Genomic DNA, 19760 nt, shown 5'->3' with positions numbered 1-19760 from the left:
ACGGACTATAAGTCACATTGTGAGTTTTCTTATGTCCATATCTAGTTCAAATAGCGATTATTTTGAATTGCTTAGTGAGCATTTAAAGGCAATGTACTGCATTGACTTTGACGATACTGGCTACACGAAGGAGGAGTGGTTAGCTCAATTTGGAGAGCTTGAGCTGAATGATGCAATTGAGGAGTATGCGCAGAAATATGCGTTAACTTCATTCATTGAAATAACGACACCTTTCAATTGTAAACTTCATTTACAATCTGTTTCATGCTACAGTTATGAGCGGAAATAATGCTCACTAAGGACAGTAAATGAATATCGCACAGATGGATAACAACGATTTATTTCAGCAGCGCCGCCAGGCGGTATCTGTATGGCTGAAGTTTGTAGGCATGCTGTTGCTTGGCCTATCCTTTGTCATTTCTCTTGTCGCCAGTGTTTATTCGCTGGGTGGAAATCCTCCTCCTTACATTACTTTATTGGAGTATGCGCTGGAACAACGGTTGTTGATGCTTGCAGTACTGTGGGTAGGGTTCGCATTGATGGCCATCAGTTTTTATGGGTTGTTGCGAGGCCACTATGCCGGGTTGATCAGTTGTCTGGTGCTAAGTTATCTGGTGTTGGCGGATGCGGTGTATCGCTTTGCCACGACTGGGATGCTGGATCTTAGCATGCTGATTTCACTTATCTTGATTACCCTGCTGCACAAAACCTTTCGGCACTGGCGCTTGCTTGAGCAAACTGGAGCTCAGCAGGTACCTGGTTAAGCAATAATCTTTGTAATCAAACCGCATAGCCGCTCGATTTTTTCATTGCTCAGTTGCCGGTAGTCAAAATACGGACAAACCAGCAGCCGTTGCTTCTTATCGATAGCGAACTCGTGATCCAGCCAGTCGAGTTGGGCGTCAAGGCCGCCAGCCAGCAGCGCTTTGGCGTGGGTGCGGCCGGCGATGATATGCAGGGTGTTGTTGGTTGGTTCCAGCTGCGGCGCGCTAAACAGCAGTGCTGTGCCACTGCCCGCTTGCAGCAGATGCTGATCCCGATAGCTTTGCCAGCTGGTGCTGGCTTGTTTCAGTGGCTGCAGGGCTTCTGGCAATGCCTGAACCAGTTTGGCGTACACATTAAACAGCTTGCGCCAGCCATTGCCGCATGCTTGATTGATGCTGTCGATTTCGCCGCGGCACAGTGGCTGTACCCCGCTTAACTGGGCATACTCCTGCATCGGTGGCCGTTTTGCCACATAAACCCGCAGCATGGCATTGGCATCGCCCAGCCCACAGCCATGGTTCATGACGGTCGCTCCTGCAGTTCAAAGCCGGATACAAAATGCCGGGCCTCGCCAGTGGTTGGGTCGGTGAAGCTGAGCTGTTTGGCCAACAGCTGCAACGGCTGGCTGAAGTTGGGGGCCTGCTTGGGAAAAAGCTCGGGGTAATAGCGATCGTACAATATTGGCACACCCAGGCTGAGCATATGCAGCCGCAGTTGATGGGTTTTGCCGGTATGGGGCTGCAATTGAAAGAGCCCCAACTCCCCGCTGCGCTCAGTCAGCGCGATGGTGGAGCGGGCATTGGGCTCGCCTGCGGCGATGCGGTTGATAAAGCCTGGGTTGGCTTTTTCAATGCGGTTTTCAATGTGCCAGCGCTGTGGCAAAGCCGCTTGCTGCAGCTGTGGTGTCAGCCGGGCCACCGCCTGATACTGTTTCTGAATGCTGCCGGTAACAAACAACTGGTAATAGCCGGGGCGGCTTTTTGGGTTTAACGAGAACAGCACCAGGCCGGCGGTATCGCGATCCAGCCGGTGCACCGGCACCAGATCGTCCAGGCCGGTATCACGCTTTAGCCGGGCCAGCAGGCATTCATTGACGTAATCGCCACCCGGCGTCACCGGCAAAAAGTGCGGCTTGTCGGCAATCAGGATATGCTCATCCTGATACAGGATACGATGGGCAAAGGGGATCACCGGCTCGGCCGTGACTTCGCGGTAATAACAGACCCGCCGGCTGGGTAAAAATGGCGTCTGCTCGCTGATCAGTTCACCCTGATGCCAATGCACCTTGCCCGCTGCCATGCGCTCACGCCAGATGGTTTCACCTATGTTGGGAAAGCGCTGACACAAAAAATCAAACACGGTGCTGCAGCCATTGCTGGTGGGTGGTAAGGTAATTTCAGAGGCAGTTTTGGCGATCGACACGGTAGTTTCAGTCAGGTTGCGGGCTTGCCAGCTTAGCACAAAAGCAGCTTGGATGCTGGTGAGGTGCTTGGTGTTTTCTTCAGGCTATGGTACTAATCTTTTTTTTCAGGCAGGAGCTGCTATGCCCATTCAACGTCTTAACCCCAGCCAACGCTGGTCCGATGCCACGGTCTTTAACGGCATCGCTCATTTTGTCGAAGTACCAGAGGATACCAGTGCCGATATGGCCGGCCAGGCCCGGCAGATTTTTCAGCAGGCCGAGCAAACGCTGGCCGCTATTGGCAGCGATCACAGCAAGCTGCTTAGTGCCACCATTTACATCACCGATAGCAGCCAGGTCGAGGCTTTTAACCAATGCTGGGATGCCTGGCTGCCGGCAGGCTGTGCCCCATCGCGCGCCTGCATTAAGGTAGAACTGCTGGATCCGGCCATGTTGGTCGAAATTGCTTTTGTGGCAGCCTGCGGTGGTGATAGTTAACACACAGCGGTTGGTTGGCGTTGATGGAATGCTTTGCTATTCAAAAGGATGAACGTTAGTATGATAAAAATCAGTACTTTATTTCATGTCCCAGGGGTAAAAATGATGGTTCGGTATGCTTTGGCTGTCGCCGCTTGTTTGGTTGCACTGGTACTGATCGGCTGTGGTGGTGACAGTGAGAAACATGTGGTGCAATTGCAGTTGCAGGTGACCGAAGGCCCACTTAGTACAGCTCATCCTGAGCAGTATCGCTATGTGATTGCAACCGCCCGTAATGCTGATGGCGATCCCCTGGTGAATGCCAGCATCGAGTTCCACACCACGCTCGGTAGTTTTGATAATGATACTGTGACTCGTCGTAAGGTAATGACCACATCACGTGGCAATGCCGATGGTTCCGGTCGGGGAGAGGCCCGGTTACAGCTTTATCCGGGCGCAGAGGCCGGCACTGCCCTGGTGAGTATTTTCAGTAATGGCCAACAACGCAGTCAATCCGTTCTGATTGAGGCGGGTGAAAGCGGCGATCCTTTGACCGAGGTACACCAGCTCGGGTTATCCTTGTCTGTGTCGTCTTTAACCGTGGCTGGGACGACAGGGCAGGAAACCAGCATTGTACGGATTGAGTTGCAGAATGCGGATGGGCAAAGGGTGACTCCGGCAGATGAACAACAGGCGAATCTGCGTGTCAGTATGATCACCCGGCCTGGTGGCGGAGAATCGCTGAAGCCATTACCGAACCCGCTGGAGCAGTCTGGCAGTCATCAGCTGGAGCTGACAACAGAGCAGGGGCTTGGTCAGGCGCTGTTAACAGCAGGAACCTTACCGGGCGTAATTGAGTTACTGGTGGAGTTTTTACCTTCCCTGAGTGGGTCAAACCCTTTGCTGGTGCAGTCCAGTCGCATTAATGTGGCCTCCGGCCCGGCGCACAGCATTGCAATCAGTTACCCGATCCAGAATGCTATTCAGGATCTGGGTAACGGTTTCTATCGACGTAAGGGAGGACTGCAGGTGACCGATCGCTATGGCAATGCTGTTGCTGATGACACTGTCGTTAGCCTGGGCGTGCTCGATACGGTACTGACATCAAATATCCCTCCGGTGCTGGATTATGGCTTTAGTCAAAATGTGTTGTATACCAATGCCGGCATTCGGGCGGGTGAGGCCAGTTTAACGGATGTTGAGAACAGTTTGTTTCAAAGTGCTTATGTGGAACACAACGGTATCCAGCGTTTTATTGAGCCCAATGATCGGGTGTTGTTACTGAACAGTCCGGCCAGAGATAAAAGCCGCTTTGTTGCGCAGCTGTCTCCTGAAGCCATGACTACCACAGCAGGTTTTATGCAGGATCAGGATGCAGTGCAGTACCTGGTGGGAGCAGCCTTAAAAGGGATCCAGGTAGCAGGCGAAAATGCGGCTGGCGAATTGCAACCGGGTCGGGTGCAAACCCTAACCGGTGCCGGCACCTTTTATCTGACGTATCCGGCCAACCGACACACGCTGGGGCTTGGCTGTCAGGATCCGCAGCTGGATACACGCTATCAGCCTGTTGGATCAGCTCAAGTATGGTTGATAGCCCAGGTCAGCGATACCGATGCGGCTGTCGTGGACAACCAAGGGTGTTACAGTGCCCTGCTGGATTTCCAGTTGCGTAACCTATCCGGTGTCAGTAGCTTGAGTGAAACGGCCACGCTATCACTTGATGTGCGCGACGCAGCGGAAATTCAGCTACCCTTTATTGAGATTAAAGCGCAGGTAAGCTATACCCGGAATCAAGGTGGCTTAGAGGTCTCAGTGGGTTTTTGTGACGGTCGTACTGATCGACGTACCAATACAAATGGAGCCTGCGCCTTGCCAATCAGTATTCAAGGTGGACAAAGCGGTGACAGGGCGCTGCTGCAACTAAGTGTAAATGGTGGCAACACCATTGAGCTTGATGTGACCATCCCTGAGAATTAAAAGGGAAACAGCAAATGAATTGGTTTATAACACCTATCACCGCAGCAAGCTTTGCCCTGGCTTGTGCTCAGTCAGTAATGGCGGCTGAACCGGTTCAGTTTGGCGGCGAAGTACAACAGGAAAAGTTAGTCGCTTTAAGCAGTATCCTGGCTGCCCCGGAGCACTATCTTGATCAGGAAGTGACAGTACAGGGCACCATTGCTGCAGTCTGTGAGAAAATGCACTGCTGGATGCGTTTTGAAACGACTGAGCAGCAGCCATCATTTCGTATCAAAGTGCGGGATGGTGATATGGTGTTTCCACTCAGTGCCAAAGGCAAAACTGCGTATGCAACTGGTACTCTGCAGCCTTGGCCAGGCAGTGATGAGGTGCGTTATCAGCTGGTACCAACGGCGGTAGTGATTGACGCTGGTGAGTAGGCAAAATATCCGATAGCAAAAAGGGCACGCTTGGTGCCCTTTAAACCGTCGATCCGTTGCTTAGCTTAGAACTGGCCAGTAACGCCCAGGTGCCATACTTTCAGGCCTGAGGCATCGCGGTTGCTGCCGTAGCCAGCTGCCAGTGCCCAGTTCTGGTTGAAGAAATGCTTGGCTTTGAAGCCGTAGCTTTTGCTGCGATCGTAGCTGACGGCGACTGAAGTCATGCGGCTGAAGTAGTAACCTACCTCGGCTTCCCACTGATTGTCCGCACCCTTGATACGCTCGTAGGCGGCACCAACCGTGATAAAGCGATCGTCACCTAACGCAGCGAAGTACTTACTGCTGATGCCCTGGTAGTCGAAGTCATCATCGGTGCTAGCGGTAAAGCCGATGTAATCATTGCCTTCCAGCTGCAGATTGTAGCTGGCAGAAAACAGGTAATCGGTGCTGCCACTGCGCGGACGAATTGCCTCAGCGCGGACGATGAAATCATCAGAGAACAGGTAGCCTAAACCCAGGGTGTTGGCATGGAAGTCGCTGCTGCGCAGATGGCCAGCGGAAACAACAACGCCGGAGTCAGTAAAGTATTCACCGCCAAGGGCATACAGGTTGGTGCTGAATGCGCGGGCATAACCTGCTTGAATATTAGAAGTTTTGTTAATGTATTCAAACTGATCCAATGGGCCCAGTACGGTTTTACGGTCCAGGAAGTAGGTCCCTTCCAGAGCACGAACATTGGTAGAGCTACCGCTCTGACGAATGTGATCCCATTCCAGAGATGAAATCAGCTGATAATCGTTGGCTACAGCAGAAGCAGAAGCTGCGACCGCGATTAAAGGAAGTGCGTATTTAAACATCAGTGTTGTCCTTGTCCTGTGGGTTCGGCGGCGGATTCTAAGGACAATAGTTTGTGGTGTAAAGTCACAAAAGTGTAAAATAATGTAATTTACTGTGGGTTTGCGTGTTTTTTAAACGTTTCGTTGGATCGTTGAGCGGCTGAAACAACACGCCAGGCCGTTGGCACGGCCTGGTGATGAAGTATTAACCGGTCTTTTGCAGCAGGTAATCGACCAGTTGCTCCAGTTCGGCAGCAAAGTTGCGGTTATCTAAGCTGGCATTGTTGATTTTGTACTTGCCGTTCACCACAAAGGTAGGCACTCCGGTCAGCACGCGTGAACGCGACAGTTCGTTTTGTTCATTGCGCATCACAGTCGCACCCATCCGGACCGAGAAGCTGTTGATGCGGCTGTCGTAGTCTTCAGCACTGATCCCCACCCCTAAAGCGATGGAGCGAACATCATTGTCGTTACGGATTTGCTGGCGCTGACGGTGAATATGGTTAAACACAGCAGTAGAAAACACATTGCCTTTTTCCAGTGCATTAGCCACCAGATAGGCCCGGGCCAGAGTATTTTGCACTTCCGGTGCAGCGCCCCGTACGAAGTCTACATGCACTTTTTTAAACTGCGCGCCTTCTGGCAGGCTTTCGCTTATTTGCTGCACCAAAGGTTCAATCGAGGCACAACCACCGCAAAAAAAAGAAAAATATTCTTTAAACTCGGGTTTGCTGGTGGCCTGTTCAGCAATCACTTCATAGTGTTTGCCTTCTACAAAGGTTTGGGCAAATGCCGGAGTACTTAGCAATACGGCAGTAAACAGGAAAGCGAACAGCTTTTTCATTCTCGGGTTTCCTTCAAAAAATACGACAGTTGTGTCGGCCTAGCCTAGCAAAAAAGCACGAATTTGCCCATGGCTGGCCGATTAAAAACCAGGTTGCAGCGACAAGGGAGGTTGGTGCAGTTGAAACAACTGCTCTTTTAGCACCAATGTCTGTTGCTCCCAGTATTTGTCTGTCGCAAACCATGGAAAGTTCATTGCAAAGGCCGGATCATCCCAGCGCCTGGCTAACCAGGCCATGTAGTGAGTCATACGCATAGCCCGCAGCGGTTCGATCAGTTTCAGTTCTGCCGGGTTAAAATCGCAGTACTGCTGGTACTCTTCCAGCATGGTTTCCAGATACAGCAATTGATCGGAGCGCTCCCCGGACAGCATCATCCAGAGATCCTGGATGGCCGGGCCCATTCGGCAATCATCCAAGTCAACAAAAAACGGCCCTTGTTGATCAGTGAACAGATTGCCGGCATGGCAATCGCCATGCACCCGGATGAGTGCTTTAGGTTGGTATTGGTTGGCTGCCTCGGCAATGACCTGATCCAGCACGGTAAAAAATGCCGTGTGCATATGCGATGGGATCTGTGGACATTGCTGCAGAACCTGCCGGCTTTGTTGCAGATGGGTTTCAACACTAAAGGCTGGGCGGTATTGAAAGGCTTTGCTTTTACCCACCTGATGCAACCGGCCAAGAAAACGACCCAACTGTGCCAATTGTTCTTCGTTGTCAGTTTCGAGCGAGCGGCCCCCCCGGCTTGGAAACAGCGCAAAATAGCCACCGGCGTAGGGCAGCACCGATTGACCATCGAGGCTGACGGGGGCCACTACCGGCACATCGGCGGCCAACAGTTCCCGGGTAAAGTCGTGCTCCTCCTGCAGCTGCTGCAGGCTCCAGCGATGAGGCCGGTAGAACTTGACCACCCAGCGCTGGATCTGTGGGTAACCAGCCAGTTCGCCACGGAACTGATAGACCCGGTTCTCGAAACTGTTGAGCGCTGTTAAACCGGAGTCGATGGCCATGCCAAGTTCTTCCAGCGCATCCAGCACGGTATCCGGTGTTAAGTCGGCAAAGCAAAAGTCAGACATTGAGAACCCATAGTCGCTGCAGGCAAAAGATGCAGCGACTATAGCATGAGTTAACGTCTGGAGAAGAAGCGGTTGGTTTGCGACACTTCAATATCCGGTTGTCCTTCTACACGCACGGTGAAGGTGATATCGGTGACCGGCTGCGCCAGCTCCCAGGGATCAGCGGCCAGGCTGATGGGCAGACTGGCGGTTTCACCACCGGCCACGGTCAGCTCGGTTGGGCCTATCCAGCGGGCATCTTCCAGACCGGAGACTGAGAACACAAAGGTTTGTGGTTGTTGCGACTTATTGATAACACGCAAGGTATAGGTGTTTTCGACCCAGCCTTCGCTGGTATCCCGGAACAAGGCACCGCGGTCACGCAGAATATCAAACTCCAGCGGTTGCCGGCTGTGCAGGGTATAGGCAAAAGCCAGACAGCCAATCAGCAGTACCGCGAAATACCCCAGTAATTTGGGGCGCAGGATATGAGCGCCTTTACCCTGCAGGCGGTTTTCCGTGGTGTAGCTGATAAGGCCTTTCGGATAGCCCATTTTTTCCATGGTATCATCACAGGCATCGATGCAGGCACCACAGTTGATGCATTCGTACTGCAGGCCATTGCGGATATCGATGCCGGTGGGGCAGACATGCACACACAGGTTGCAGTCGATGCAATCTCCCAGGCCCCTGGCTTTGTAATCGGTATCTTTGCGGCTGCGCGGCCCCCGGGTTTCGCCGCGGCGTTCATCATAGGCCACCGTGAAGGTATCTTTATCAAACATCGCAGATTGAAAACGGGCGTATGGGCACATATGAGTGCACATGATTTCACGCATCCAGCCGGCATTGCCATAGGTACAGAAGGTAAAAAACAGCACCGCCAGCGTGGCCCAGAAACCGGCTTGCAGGGTAAAGAAATTCAAAAACAGGTGATCAATCGGCGTGAAGTAACCGACAAAAATTAAGGCGGTGAACAGGGCAAAGGCCACCCAGCAGAGGTGGGTAAGAAATTTTTTACTGAATTTGTTGAAACTCCACGGCTGCTGATCCAGCTTCATGCGTTGGTTGCGGCTGCCCTGAATTTTCTCTTCAAACCACATGAAGATAAAGGTCCAGACCGATTGCGGACACAAATAGCCACACCAGACCCGGCCATAGAAGGTGGTGACAAAAAACAACCCATAAGCGGCAATGATAAAAATCCAGGCCAAAATGGTGAAGTCCTGCGGCCAGAGGGTCAGGGCATAGATACTGAATTTTTGTTCGGCGATATTGAGTAAAATGGCTTGCTCGCCGTTGTAACGCAGCCAAGGCAGCAGCATAAAAAGGCCCATAAAGAAGAAGCCCATATAACGGCGAATGGCCTGATGCATGCCTTTCATAGCACGCACATAGATGCGATCACGGGATGGATAACGACCCGGCGTTGTTTTTCCTGGTTTGTGCAGCTGTACGTCTACCGGGATATTTTTTACATCAATTTTGTCAGTCACGCTCACCTCGGCCATGGTATTCGTCATCAGGCAACCAGCCTGCAGTATATCACTTCTTTGGTGGCTGTTCAGGAACAGCGCTTTTACTTTGTGGCGATGCAGACAATCCCCTCTGCAATCGGGTATGATCAGGTCAACTGTTTCGGGTAAGGTGTATTCATGAAACCGCTTATACTGATCTTATTGGTGATTCTGCTATTGGCAACATTTTCGGATCATCCCAGAGTGAGTCCTTACAAAGAAAAACTGATTGACCAGTTTTACCAGATAGGGGGTGCATCCAGCCGCTCTGGTGAAGCTCAGGCACTTCGCAACATCGATCGCCTGTTTACTGAGCTTGGGAAAGAACTGGGTGAAGGCCAGCGCGCTCAGTTGCAACGGGCTGCGTCTTCAAAGCAAGAGTTGCTGCTATTTAGGCAACGTTATTGCATCGATGGCGACTTTAATCCGCTGCTGTTTGGCGAACCACTGCGCAAAGCCTGTGGCATTATCGACAGTCAGTATGACATTCTGATGCGGCAATAAGCTTGCGGTACATCAAATAAATTACTTTAGGAGACACTGATGCGTGTGTGTGGCATAGAAATAAAAAGTAATGAAGCCATTATTTGTCTGATGACACTGGAGCAGGGATTATTTCAGTTGCCGGATTGTCGCCAGCAACGTTTTGTGTTGCAGCACGACAAAGACGCTGAGGCCATGCGCAAGTTTCAGTTTACGTTACAGAAATTCTTGCAGGACTATCAGGTCGGCCAGGTGGTGATTAAAGAGCGGCCGCAAAAAGGAAAATTTGCCGGGGGTGCCATTGGTTTTAAAATTGAGGCTGCGCTGCAGTTGCTGCCCGATGTTGAAGTGACTCTGGTATCCAGCCAGCACATTAAAGAGCAGTTGAGCCGTAACCCACTGCTGATTGATTTTAAAGCGACAGGGCTGAAGGGGTTTCAACAAACTGCTTTTGAAACGGCCTACGCCTGGTTGCACCGAAAAGAATAATTAGTTTTCATCCGGAGGCGCTACTCCGGACTTCGGGATGAAAACTAATTCGAGCCTGTTTTCCCGGGTGGTGGTGTTACGGGTTCAACCACAACATCTGGTCTTGCGCTGGCTTGCTGAATGGCTTGCAACACCAGATGCCGGACAATCTTTGATTTTGCCTCACCAGTCATTTCACTTAACTGATTTAAGGCTTCAATCGCTTCCGGGCTCAGCGTAAAAGTGGCATGACGCATAGGCAGACGCGGCCCGCTCTCCTCGTCTGGCAGCAGCTGACGCAAACTCACTACCTTGGGCAAGCCCATGGCATAATTGTTTGCGTCTTCAATAAAGTCGTCTACATTTACAGACCGTTTTTCAGACGGCGTAGACTTTTTTCTCAGATCCCTCAGCCCCATCTTCTTGTATCGCCTTCATCGACAGCAGTTCAGTAATCATATCCCGGATTTCTACAGCAGCTTTGCCATCCGGGTCGATGTCCATCACCGATAAGCCTTTTTCTTCACTGTCATCATAAATATTACGGCTGTAGGTGATGGCTTCAAGCACCCGTAAATTGAATGACTTGCACACTTCTTTGGCATCCAGAATACGATTCGCCTGATTCGGCAGCGATGGACATTGTGTCATGACACAGCCGACAATCATATCAGGGTTGACCACATTGCTGGCGCTGACCAGATCTTCCAGGTGCTCCAGTGTTTTCAAATCGCGTCGTTTGGGCCGAAGCGGCAGCAGCACATGGCTGGCAACCACCATGGCAGAGCGAAGAGCCACACTGTCCTGGCCGCCACAATCTACCACCACCACATCGTAATGCATTTCCAGACTTTTTAATTCGTAACGGATTTTGCCATACATCTGCACGCAGTTAATCCAGGGTAAGTCTGGATTCAAATGCCTTTCCTGAACCCAGTCCGATGTGGTGCGCTGTGGATCACAATCCACCAGCATCACATTGGCTTGTTTTTCCCGGGTAAAGTACACTGCGATATTCTGCGCCAGGCAACTTTTACCGCTACCGCCTTTTTCTCCACCGACCAACAGAATCATCAGCCTTTCCTCATGTTGCAATGAACAGACAACGGCCTGTAAATTGGCCTATACTGGAGTATAGGTGCTAAATAAGCATTCAGCGAATCAGGCTGACTTTTTTCTTTTTAATGACTTAGGCCATGCTCGATGGCGTGCTGGTCTGTGTACCTGATGTAATAAATGAGCAAAAAACATGCAGGAAAGGTTTCCTGTTTCTACAAAAACGAAGTATTCTATAATGCTCAGTGGTAGCAAGTGAGAGCGGGTAAGCAATGGCAAATTACAGCGAAGTGAAAGCAGTGTGTGAGCGGTTGCAGCGGGAAGGTCAAATCATCACCCTGGATCTTTTGGCAAAACATCTGGATGGCAGTCGCTCCAGCATAGTGGTGCATTTTGATCATTGGTGCAGTGAAACCCAATACGTTCCTCAGCAAGGCAAGCAGGATTCGTCATCTTCTGGCATGGGGCTTCCATCCTTGAGTGCCCTGACCGAAAAAGTTCCTGGCTCTTTCAGTAAGATGATCAATTTCAGCAAAAAAATGATGAAAGAGACAAGCTCTGCTTTTGGCACTGATCAGTCCGATGCCAGAGTGAGCGAGAGTTCACCCACTGAGCCAAAGCAAAAAGCCGAGCCAGAAGTGCCGGTAATAGATGCTCCAGCCTCAGAAGCTGCAACGGACCAACCGGTAGCAAAGTCGATGGATGATGCTATTGTTCGTGCTGCAGAGGTCAGCAGCAAACCCAAAAAAGACAAAGCACCTGAGCAGGCAATCAAAAAACAAGATGTGAACAAAGATAAAAAAGAGACGGCGGCCCAACCGGCAGCTAGCCCATCCAAAGCAGCAAGAGAGACTGACGTGACGACATCATCCGAACCTACCAATGTGCCTGTTGCCGATGACGCTATGGTGTCGCAACTGGAGTTGCATATCGAAGAACTGGAGCAACAACAGCAAGATCTGCAGCAAGAAATTGCCCAGTTACGCGACAGAGCGCGCGAGCTTACCGAAGACAGTGAAGATCTGCATCAGCAGTTTACCGATGCACAGCAATTGGCGATTGAACGTCAGAAAGCCCTGAATGAACTGCAGCAAAGTCTGGTGCAACATCAGGCTGAGCTGAACAAAGTGAAAGACCAACTGGCTGAAGCAGAACAACAGCGCGATGAGGCGATGCAGGCAAAACGGCAGGGTGACGAGCAGTATGAGTTGCTGGCGCAGAAGTTGGATGCTCTGCAGATGGCCAATGCTGAACTGCAGTCGCAGGCAGGGTCTAAGCATGCCGAGCATGTCAACCAGCTGGAAGAAAAGCTGGAGCAAACCCAGAAAGAGCTCTCATTGCAAAAGCAAGAGCTGCCGGTGCTTGAGCAGCAACTGCAAAAATCAGAGCAAGCCAGCGCTGCTTTGCAGAAAAAGCTGGATGAAGCCAGCCAGCAATACCAACAGTTGGAGGCAAAGCTCAAGGAAAGCGAGCAAAGTGCGGCCACTCAGGGAGGGAATCTGGCTCAATTGCAGCAGGAGCGGGATGATGCCAGGCAGCAACTGGAAGATGTGATTACCGCCAAAAACGAGATGGCTGAGCAACTGAAAGAGCAAGCGCTGCAAATTGAGCAACTGTCTTCCAAGTTGCCGGAAATGCGTTCACAGCACGAGTTCGTCGAGCAAGAGCAAGAGTTGCAACGTTTACGCTCTCGCTTGCAGGTGATGGAAAGTAAAATTGCTCACTTGCAGAATACCAATCAGATGCTCAAAGAGCAGAGTGAAGTTACGGCTGGCCATCAAAACCGTCAGCGTGAAACCATTAAGTTGCAACGGGAAGAGAACAAGCAGTTGCGTGAAGCGCAGCAGCAGTACCTGCAGGAAAAAGAGCAGCTGCAACAGCGACTGGCGAAGATGGAGGAGCAACTGAGCTTTGTGAAGAACAACTCGACCTCGACCATCGAGCGGCTGACTTTATCCAACCAACAGGCACAACAGCGTATCGCTACGTTGGAACAGCAACTGAGTAAGGCTGGGATCGTTTAGACGCGCCCCAACCTGAAAGCTGCTTTATTGTGCCCAGCCGGAGTTGGTTTCCCGCTGGGCATAAACAGTGAATCACACCTAAATGTTACGGCACTTGGCGCCGTAGCAGCAGGATCCCCGCCAGGCCTAACACCAGCCAGAAAAGTGAGCCGCCACTGTCCTGAGAATTATCTGGCGGTGGTTGCTGGCCAATCAGGGTATTGGCTACCGGGTTCAGTCCGCTGGCCGTGTTAATTCTGGCATCGACAATGACCACACTTTCAATCAACACCAGATTTTCTGCTGTGATGGGTTTATTGGCAGCGGCATCGGCCGTGCTGTAATTGCGCAGCGGCATACTGCTGGCTGCGCCGCCCAGATTAAAACGCGGCAGCGCAGCAATGGCTTCCAATATTTCCATCCCTTGTTCAGAAATCTGACCAAACACGGTAAAGCCACCATTCTGGGTATCCAGTTGAGGCTGGCCTGCATGGTTGTCTTTTAAGTTGAAAAACCATTGGTTCGTGGCGCTGTTGGGACGGTTTTCCAACTTAGCCATGGCGATGGTGCCTTTTCGGTTCGACAGTTTGGGCTCATTTTGCACCGCCGCTTTGGCAGGTATCACGCTCAGTGGCAGCTCACCAGTGTAGGCAAAACCGCCTCCCTGCACCACAAAATCCGGTATCAGGCGATGGATCACGCTGTTGTGATAGCTTTCATCTTCGACATAGTGCAGGAAATTCTCTACCGTTTGGGGGGTGATCTCGTCAAACAAATTGACTTCAAAGTTACCCAACGAGGTTCGGAATTCGACAATGGTTGCCTGGATGGAGCCGGTGAAAATAACACTGCTGGCTAGCAGCAAAAAACGTACTAATTTCATCAATAAACCCATTTGCGATACATGAAGGGTATCAGCATACTGCAGAGCTTGTGTTGGCAGCCAGTTGCCGTAACACTTAATAACCAAAGACTACCAAACGCAACAGCCGTTAGCGATTGCCAATAACAAAGCACCTGTAAGGGCGCTGATAAAAAAGAGCGGGATGGACCAGGCATGAAACTCCCGCCAGAGCCCGGGTTGTCTTGCCAGCCGTAGTGCGATCAGGTTGGCCAGCGAACCAATAGCCAGACCAAAGCCACCCACACTCACCCCCCAGCTAAGTGCCCGCCAGTCGTCGGTAAAGTTTTGCAGGAAGATTGCTGCCGGCACATTCGACAGAAGCTGCGATAATAAGGCGCCGGCGGTAAAAGCCCCACCCGGTAGTTCCAGCGAGGAGGTCGCCAGTTGCTGCATTAGTGGCAACTGTGCCAGCAAGCCTAAATCAATGAACATCAGTGCAAAAATCAGCAGCAACCACCAGTCGATACCAAGCACCACGTTTTTGGCTTTCAGCCAATAGCTAACAAGCACCAGCCCGGCAGCTGCCGGGGCATAGCCAAGCTCAATGGCTGCAATCACTGGCAGATAGCCGAGCAGTGACCAGCGAAACAGTTCTTTATGCTGCTGTGGTTGCACAGAGCTGGCTGGTAAGGACAAACGGCTGGATGGGAAGGCCAGATAACTGAGCAGCATCAACAGCAGGGTGAGTGCCAGAGCCAGTGGCAGCATCATCAGCAAGAATTGCAAAAAACCAAGGCCGGATGCCTGCCACAGCAGCAGGTTCTGCGGATTGCCGATGGGGCTGATGCTGGAGCCGGCATTGACTGCCAGCGCCAGAAAAATAATCAAACGGCCAACGGGTAAACCACTCAGCCTGGCAAGACTGAGACAGATAGGCACCAGTACAAAAAGCGCTACATCGTTGGTAATCACTGCCGATAGCAGCGCTGCAAACACCACCAGCACCACCGCCAGTTGGCGCTGCGAATGTTCTTGCCGTAACAGCCAGGCGGCAAAGCGGGTCAAATAGCCACTGTCTTCCAAACCCCGGCTTAGCAACATCAAGGCAGCCAAGGCGGTGATGGTGGTCCAGTCTACCAGATGCAGCAGCGCTGCCGGGCTGCTGGGAACCAGCCATAGCAGCCATGGCAGTACCAGCAGCAAAGCCAATAACAGCAGGTCCTCGGTGAGTCGGGATAACAGGTGTCGGATCAGCCGCATAGTCACTCCGCAATGGCGAAATGGAATTGTACAAAATCGAAACGACTTTGCCTAATGACCAATGGATGACAGTTGTGGCTGTTGCTGGTGATCCAGGGGTATGCAAAGGTCGGCCAGCCAAGGCAACTGCTGCCAACTGGCGCGGGTTAAGCGTTCAAAACTCAGCATAAAGTACTCAAGCTGCTGCTTCGTCATGCCCTGACCATGTTGTTGCCACAGTTGCTGCTCTTGTTTGGCCCGCCAGCGACAGACCGACTCCCAATCCGGTGCCTGCAGCCAGATCAGTGGCTTGAGTAACTGCCAATACTGCTGATAAGCGCCGGCCAATTGCTGGTTGATAAAGTGTCGCCATTGACCGGTCGGATCAGCGCTGGCCTCCAGGCTGTTCTGTGGCTGGTCAAGCTCTTGCGCACTCTGTGGGCTAAGTCCCAGACACCAGCCTTCGACGATCAGCAGTTGCAGCTGTTGCTGCGGCCGGTCAGCGACTGGCTCATCCAGAGCTTTATCAAAACAAGGCAGCTGCACCGGCTTTGCTGCGAGTACCTTGTTGGCATCGGCAATGGCTCTGTCAATGGCGTGGGTGCCTGGTACACCCCGCTGGGCCAATAGTGGATGCACCTGCTCTGCCAGTTGCTGGCGCAATGCTTTGCTCAGGTAATAATCATCCAGCGATACGGTAGCCGTAGTTAGGCCTAAAGCCGTGAGCTGCTCGGTGAGCAGGCGGGCCAGCGTGCTCTTGCCACTGCCCTGAGCACCACTAAGGCCCACTACGACTGGTTTGGGCAAGGCCAGCAAATGGCTGCAGAGCTGATCCAGCAGTTGCTGATAAGCCGGGCTGGTATCACTTCGCTGCATGGTCAGGGTCTTCGCTATCGCTGCTTGCCGGCTCCAGCCAGCGGTACAGGGTTCGGCGGGTAATGCCAAGCAACTGAGCCGCTTTTTGTTTGTTACCTGCAGTGTGTTGCAGTACCTGCTGTACATAGTTGCGCTGCAATTGCTGCAGGCTGGGCCAACTGGTGTGGCTTTGGTGAGGCTGATTGGTCTCTGGTTGATAATTGCAGATACGGCCGGGCAAATCTGCCGGCTGAATCTCTGTGCTATCGGCGAAGGTAAAAGCGCGCTCAATGGCGTTTTGCAATTCCCGCACATTGCCGGGGAAAGGATAGCGGTACAGACAATCGAGTGTTTCCGGACTGATGCCCTGCACATTTTTGGGTTGCTGTTGCTTTAGCTTTTGTAAAAAGACATCGGCCAGCAGCTCCAGATCATCGGCCCGCTCACGCAGCGGTGGTACCTGCAAGCTAAAGGTTTCCAGCCGGTAAAATAAGTCGGCACGAAAGCTACCCGCCTCGACTTTTTGCTCCAGATCCTGGTGGGTAGCAGCCAGAATACGTACATCAATGCTGTATTCCTGATCACTGCCCACCGGGCGTATTTTTCCTTCCTGCAAGACCCGCAGTAATTTGGCTTGCAGCAGCAATGGCATTTCAGCGATTTCATCCAGCAACAGGGTGCCGCCATCGGCTTCTTTAAACAGGCCCTGGCGGGCGTTACGGGCACCGGTAAAAGCACCGGCAGCATGGCCGAAAAACTCGCTCTCCATCAGTTCGGCCGGGATGCCGGCGCAGTTGACGGCGATAAACGGCTGCTCGCTGCGGGCACTTTGCCGGTGAATGGCCTGAGCAACCAGCTCCTTACCACTGCCACTTTCTCCCAGAATCAGCACGGCGCCCTGGGCCGGTGCCACCTGGGCAATGTGCTGGTACAGCCGGCGCATGGCACGGCTTTTACCAACCATCCCGGTGATGCCATCAGGGCTCTCCTGTTGCTGTTGCCGCAGCTGCTTGACCTCGCGTTGCAGTGCCTGGTGGGCCAGCAAGCGTTGTACGGACAATGTCAGGTGATCCAGGTCCAGCGGTTTGGTCAGAAAGTCGTCGGCACCCTGTTTTAAAGCAGCAACGGCCTGTCGCACGGTCCCAAAGGCAGTGATCAGCAACAGTGCCGGTGGATTGGTGAGTTGCTTGATGCGGCTTAGCAGCTCCAGGCCGCTGATACCGGGTAGTCGAATATCGCTGATCACCAGTGCAAAAGAGTGCTCTGCCAGTACTGCGAGCAAATCTTCCGCCTGGGCAAAGGCAGTTACCTGATACCCCTGGCCGGTCAGTTCCTCCTGCAATAACTCAAGCAGGGCCGGATCATCTTCCACAATCGCCAGCTGGTGGGGTGAGAATGTCATGACTTTGGCTCCTTCATGGTATCGAATGGCAGGGTCAGGCTTAGGCGGCAACCTGTTACCTCTTGGTTTGGTTGCGTTTTGTTAGACAGTTGCACACTGCCCTGATGTTCCTGCAGAATTTGCTGCACGATAGCCAGGCCAAGGCCGGTGCCCTGGCCTTGCGGTTTCGTGGAGACAAAAGGCTGCATCACATCGGCTGCTGCCTGGCCTGTCGGCAGGCCGGGCCCGTCGTCTTCAATCAAAATAGTTAAGGAATGCGGATCGCTAATCACCTGAATAAGCACTTCGGAGCGGGCGGCCTGCACCGCATTGCGCAGGCCATTGACCAGTGCCAGCTCGAAGCGATCCGGATCCAGCGTTAGCACCAGTGCCGGGCAGGGAGCCAGCAGCCGGGGCTCGGCATCACCGGGTTGCAGTTCAAAGCTGATACTGGTCAGCGCTTGCTGGAGCAACTCCGGCAAAGAGATCGTTTGCCAGCTGGCAACCGGGGTATGGGCAAAAGCTTGCAGCTGCTTCACCATCCGGCTCAGTCGCTGCACCTGGCCACGAATGGCATCCAGCTGGCGCTGGCTGTCTTCGTCTTGCTGCAGGCGCAGCAACCGCTGTGCCCGGCCATCAATCACACTGAGCGGTGCGCCAAGCTCATGTGCAACGCCACTGACCACCTGGCCAATAGCCGCCATGGTTTCCTGCTTCTTCAGCTGTTGTTGCATTCGTTGTTGCTGTTCTTGTTGGTTCAGCAGTTGTTGTTGCGCTTCTGCCATATCATCCAGCATTTGATTGAGACCAGCAGCGACTTCGGCCAGCTCGGCCGGGCCTTCCAGTGAAGCGCGGTGCTTGCTATTGCCGGCGGCGACCTTACGCATGCTGTCCACCAACTGATGCACCGGCTGGCCGATGGCACGCTGATGACCGCGCCACATAATCAACAGGCTAACTAGTGCCATTGCGACCCAGCTCATCCAGGCCAGGGTTGACATCCGACTGAGGCTTTGCTCGAAATCACTGCCTTTACGGCTGATCTGCAGCAAGCCATGGATCTGACCGCTGCGATCAATCACCGGTAAAAAATGTGAGAATAGTGACTGGCCGGATACCGAGTGGTAACCATCCTGCTGCAGACCGGTTCGCACCACCTCCGAAGCCAGCTCGCTGTCGGACAGGTCGCGCTCTGTCACTCCGGTCGCAGCAACCAGACGACCATCGGTGTTGTACACCGAAGCACCGTAGACCCGGCCTATGGTAAACACCGACTCCAGATGAGCATTGATGGCTACCAGATCTTGCTGCAGCAGTGCATCGCTAATCGGTACCCGGATCGCACGGCCAATCAGCTCCAAGTCAGTGCGCATGCTATTGCTGACTAACTCACTGGTTAAAGCCAGGCCAAAACGAATCGCCAGCCCGACCAGCAACAGCATCGGCAGTACCACAAACAGCAATAAGCGTCGCTGCAAACTGGCTTGTGGCCAGCGTCGTAGATTGGATAAAAATGTCACATTGCCCCCTATTGTGTGTCACTAGTATACACAATTTAATTGGGGTTGCTATGACATCAAACGGAGATGTTGTTTATTGTTGTTTAATATCAGTTGCTTATTGTTTTTCTGTCGAGTTGGCACGCCTCTGGCAGTAGTCTTTGCGAACTCAAACCAAAGGAGTACCATTATGAAGAAAACTGCCCTTGCCCTTTGTCTGGCCGCTTTTTCTGCCTCTGTCACCCTGAGTGTTGCACAGGCCGATCCGGCTGCAATGCAGCCACAACAGCAGCAACAGGTTGAAATCACCGAAGCCAAGCTGCTGCAGTTCACCATGGCGATGGATGCCATCGGTGAGATTGGTGCCAAGTACGAAGCGGAATTTCAGAGCGCTGAAAGTGCGGAGCAAGCCCAGCAAATACAGCAGCAAGCCCAAAATGAAATGGTCGAAGCAGTCGAATCTGCCGGCCTGACCGCAGCCGAATACAACGCCATCGCTCAGCAAGCTCAGCAGGATGAAGAACTGCGTGATCGTATTCTTAGCATGTCGCGCGCAGACTCTTAAACAGCTGCTTGCCTGTTTCCCGACCTGACGTTGATTGTGGTCGGGAACCCATTACCCAAACCCTGCCATGCCGG

At 52.5% G+C, this 19760-nt stretch carries 21 protein-coding genes; 8 read left to right on the top strand and 13 right to left on the bottom strand.

The window, feature by feature from the left end; all coding sequences use genetic code 11:
* Nucleotides 1-308 precede the first annotated feature (308 nt).
* Nucleotides 309-764, top strand: coding sequence for a hypothetical protein (locus tag QWY20_RS11040; protein ID WP_330129075.1), 456 nt, complete (start codon nucleotides 309-311; stop codon nucleotides 762-764).
* On the opposite strand, the gene QWY20_RS11035 is transcribed toward QWY20_RS11040, so the two are convergent.
* Nucleotides 761-1288, bottom strand: a complete 528-nt coding sequence (locus QWY20_RS11035) for a DUF6942 family protein (protein WP_330129074.1) — start codon at nucleotides 1286-1288, stop codon at nucleotides 761-763. The genes QWY20_RS11040 and QWY20_RS11035 overlap by 4 nt on opposite strands.
* Nucleotides 1285-2226: a pseudouridine synthase gene (locus QWY20_RS11030; RefSeq protein WP_330129073.1), complete on the bottom strand. Its 942-nt coding sequence runs from the start codon at nucleotides 2224-2226 to the stop codon at nucleotides 1285-1287. Before QWY20_RS11030 ends, QWY20_RS11035 begins: the two co-directional genes overlap by 4 nt.
* Before the next feature lie 82 nt (nucleotides 2227-2308).
* On the opposite strand from QWY20_RS11030, the gene QWY20_RS11025 reads away from it, so the two are divergent.
* The 3 genes from QWY20_RS11025 to QWY20_RS11015 all read left to right on the top strand — a co-directional run bounded on the left by QWY20_RS11025 (nucleotide 2309) and on the right by QWY20_RS11015 (nucleotide 5040).
* Nucleotides 2309-2665 carry a RidA family protein gene (locus QWY20_RS11025; protein WP_330129072.1) on the top strand — a complete coding sequence of 119 codons (357 nt, stop codon included), beginning with the start codon at nucleotides 2309-2311 and terminating at the stop codon, nucleotides 2663-2665.
* Between the two features lie 102 nt (nucleotides 2666-2767).
* Nucleotides 2768-4621 (top strand): hypothetical protein, encoded by a 1854-nt coding sequence (locus QWY20_RS11020; RefSeq protein WP_330129071.1) that lies wholly within the window; start codon nucleotides 2768-2770, stop codon nucleotides 4619-4621.
* 14 nt (nucleotides 4622-4635) lie between these two features.
* A complete protein-coding gene (locus QWY20_RS11015) occupies nucleotides 4636-5040 on the top strand; it encodes a DUF4920 domain-containing protein (RefSeq protein ID WP_330129070.1) in 405 nt (134 codons plus the stop codon).
* A gap of 65 nt (nucleotides 5041-5105) precedes the next feature.
* Here QWY20_RS11015 and QWY20_RS11010 read toward each other — a convergent pair whose 3' ends face one another.
* From QWY20_RS11010 to ccoG, 4 genes are all read right to left on the bottom strand, one after another.
* Entirely contained in the window at nucleotides 5106-5897 is a 792-nt protein-coding gene (locus QWY20_RS11010) for a putative porin (protein ID WP_330129069.1), read from the bottom strand.
* A gap of 184 nt (nucleotides 5898-6081) precedes the next feature.
* On the bottom strand, nucleotides 6082-6720 hold the full coding sequence (locus tag QWY20_RS11005) for a thiol:disulfide interchange protein DsbA/DsbL (RefSeq protein ID WP_330129068.1): 639 nt from the start codon (nucleotides 6718-6720) through the stop codon (nucleotides 6082-6084).
* An 81-nt stretch (nucleotides 6721-6801) separates the two neighbouring features.
* A complete protein-coding gene (locus QWY20_RS11000; RefSeq protein ID WP_330129067.1) occupies nucleotides 6802-7797 on the bottom strand; it encodes a serine/threonine protein kinase in 996 nt (331 codons plus the stop codon).
* Nucleotides 7798-7847: 50 nt separating this feature from the next.
* The gene (ccoG, locus tag QWY20_RS10995) at nucleotides 7848-9299 is read right to left on the bottom strand and encodes a cytochrome c oxidase accessory protein CcoG (protein WP_330129066.1); all 1452 of its coding nucleotides are present in this window, start codon (nucleotides 9297-9299) and stop codon (nucleotides 7848-7850) included.
* 132 nt (nucleotides 9300-9431) lie between these two features.
* Here ccoG and QWY20_RS10990 point away from each other — a divergent pair, with 132 nt between their 5' ends.
* On the top strand, nucleotides 9432-9797 hold the full coding sequence (locus QWY20_RS10990; protein WP_330129065.1) for a hypothetical protein: 366 nt from the start codon (nucleotides 9432-9434) through the stop codon (nucleotides 9795-9797).
* Nucleotides 9798-9836: 39 nt separating this feature from the next.
* On the top strand, nucleotides 9837-10265 hold the full coding sequence (locus QWY20_RS10985; RefSeq protein ID WP_330129064.1) for a DUF3010 family protein: 429 nt from the start codon (nucleotides 9837-9839) through the stop codon (nucleotides 10263-10265).
* Nucleotides 10266-10309: 44 nt separating this feature from the next.
* On the opposite strand, the gene QWY20_RS10980 is transcribed toward QWY20_RS10985, so the two are convergent.
* Both QWY20_RS10980 and QWY20_RS10975 read right to left on the bottom strand, forming a co-directional pair.
* Nucleotides 10310-10546, bottom strand: a complete 237-nt coding sequence (locus tag QWY20_RS10980; RefSeq protein ID WP_330129063.1) for a replication protein RepA — start codon at nucleotides 10544-10546, stop codon at nucleotides 10310-10312.
* A 76-nt stretch (nucleotides 10547-10622) separates the two neighbouring features.
* Nucleotides 10623-11318 carry a nucleotide-binding protein gene (locus QWY20_RS10975; RefSeq protein ID WP_228613706.1) on the bottom strand — a complete coding sequence of 232 codons (696 nt, stop codon included), beginning with the start codon at nucleotides 11316-11318 and terminating at the stop codon, nucleotides 10623-10625.
* Between the two features lie 254 nt (nucleotides 11319-11572).
* Here QWY20_RS10975 and QWY20_RS10970 point away from each other — a divergent pair, with 254 nt between their 5' ends.
* Nucleotides 11573-13324 carry a hypothetical protein gene (locus tag QWY20_RS10970; RefSeq protein ID WP_330129062.1) on the top strand — a complete coding sequence of 584 codons (1752 nt, stop codon included), beginning with the start codon at nucleotides 11573-11575 and terminating at the stop codon, nucleotides 13322-13324.
* A gap of 85 nt (nucleotides 13325-13409) precedes the next feature.
* Here QWY20_RS10970 and QWY20_RS10965 read toward each other — a convergent pair whose 3' ends face one another.
* The 5 genes from QWY20_RS10965 to QWY20_RS10945 form a co-directional block, all read right to left on the bottom strand.
* Nucleotides 13410-14186: a peptidylprolyl isomerase gene (locus QWY20_RS10965; RefSeq protein WP_330129061.1), complete on the bottom strand. Its 777-nt coding sequence runs from the start codon at nucleotides 14184-14186 to the stop codon at nucleotides 13410-13412.
* A 90-nt stretch (nucleotides 14187-14276) separates the two neighbouring features.
* On the bottom strand, nucleotides 14277-15407 hold the full coding sequence (locus QWY20_RS10960; RefSeq protein ID WP_330129060.1) for an SLC13 family permease: 1131 nt from the start codon (nucleotides 15405-15407) through the stop codon (nucleotides 14277-14279).
* Nucleotides 15408-15458: 51 nt separating this feature from the next.
* Complete coding sequence (locus QWY20_RS10955; protein ID WP_330129059.1) at nucleotides 15459-16262, bottom strand: kinase; 804 nt, start codon at nucleotides 16260-16262, stop codon at nucleotides 15459-15461.
* The gene (locus QWY20_RS10950; RefSeq protein WP_330129058.1) at nucleotides 16249-17643 is read right to left on the bottom strand and encodes a sigma-54-dependent transcriptional regulator; all 1395 of its coding nucleotides are present in this window, start codon (nucleotides 17641-17643) and stop codon (nucleotides 16249-16251) included. The genes QWY20_RS10955 and QWY20_RS10950 overlap by 14 nt, the downstream gene beginning before the upstream one ends.
* On the bottom strand, nucleotides 17640-19142 hold the full coding sequence (locus QWY20_RS10945) for an ATP-binding protein (RefSeq protein WP_330129057.1): 1503 nt from the start codon (nucleotides 19140-19142) through the stop codon (nucleotides 17640-17642). The genes QWY20_RS10950 and QWY20_RS10945 overlap by 4 nt, the downstream gene beginning before the upstream one ends.
* 169 nt (nucleotides 19143-19311) lie before the next feature.
* Between QWY20_RS10945 and QWY20_RS10940 the strand changes: the two genes are divergently transcribed.
* Complete coding sequence (locus tag QWY20_RS10940; protein WP_330129056.1) at nucleotides 19312-19686, top strand: DUF4168 domain-containing protein; 375 nt, start codon at nucleotides 19312-19314, stop codon at nucleotides 19684-19686.
* The last annotated feature ends 74 nt before the right edge of the window (nucleotides 19687-19760 follow it).

The sequence above is a fragment of the Alkalimonas cellulosilytica genome, assembly GCF_036325985.1.
Taxonomy (GTDB): Bacteria; Pseudomonadota; Gammaproteobacteria; order Enterobacterales; family Alteromonadaceae; genus Alkalimonas; species Alkalimonas cellulosilytica.
Note: the sequence above shows the minus strand (reverse complement) of the source record. Positions and strands in the feature narration are given on the sequence as shown.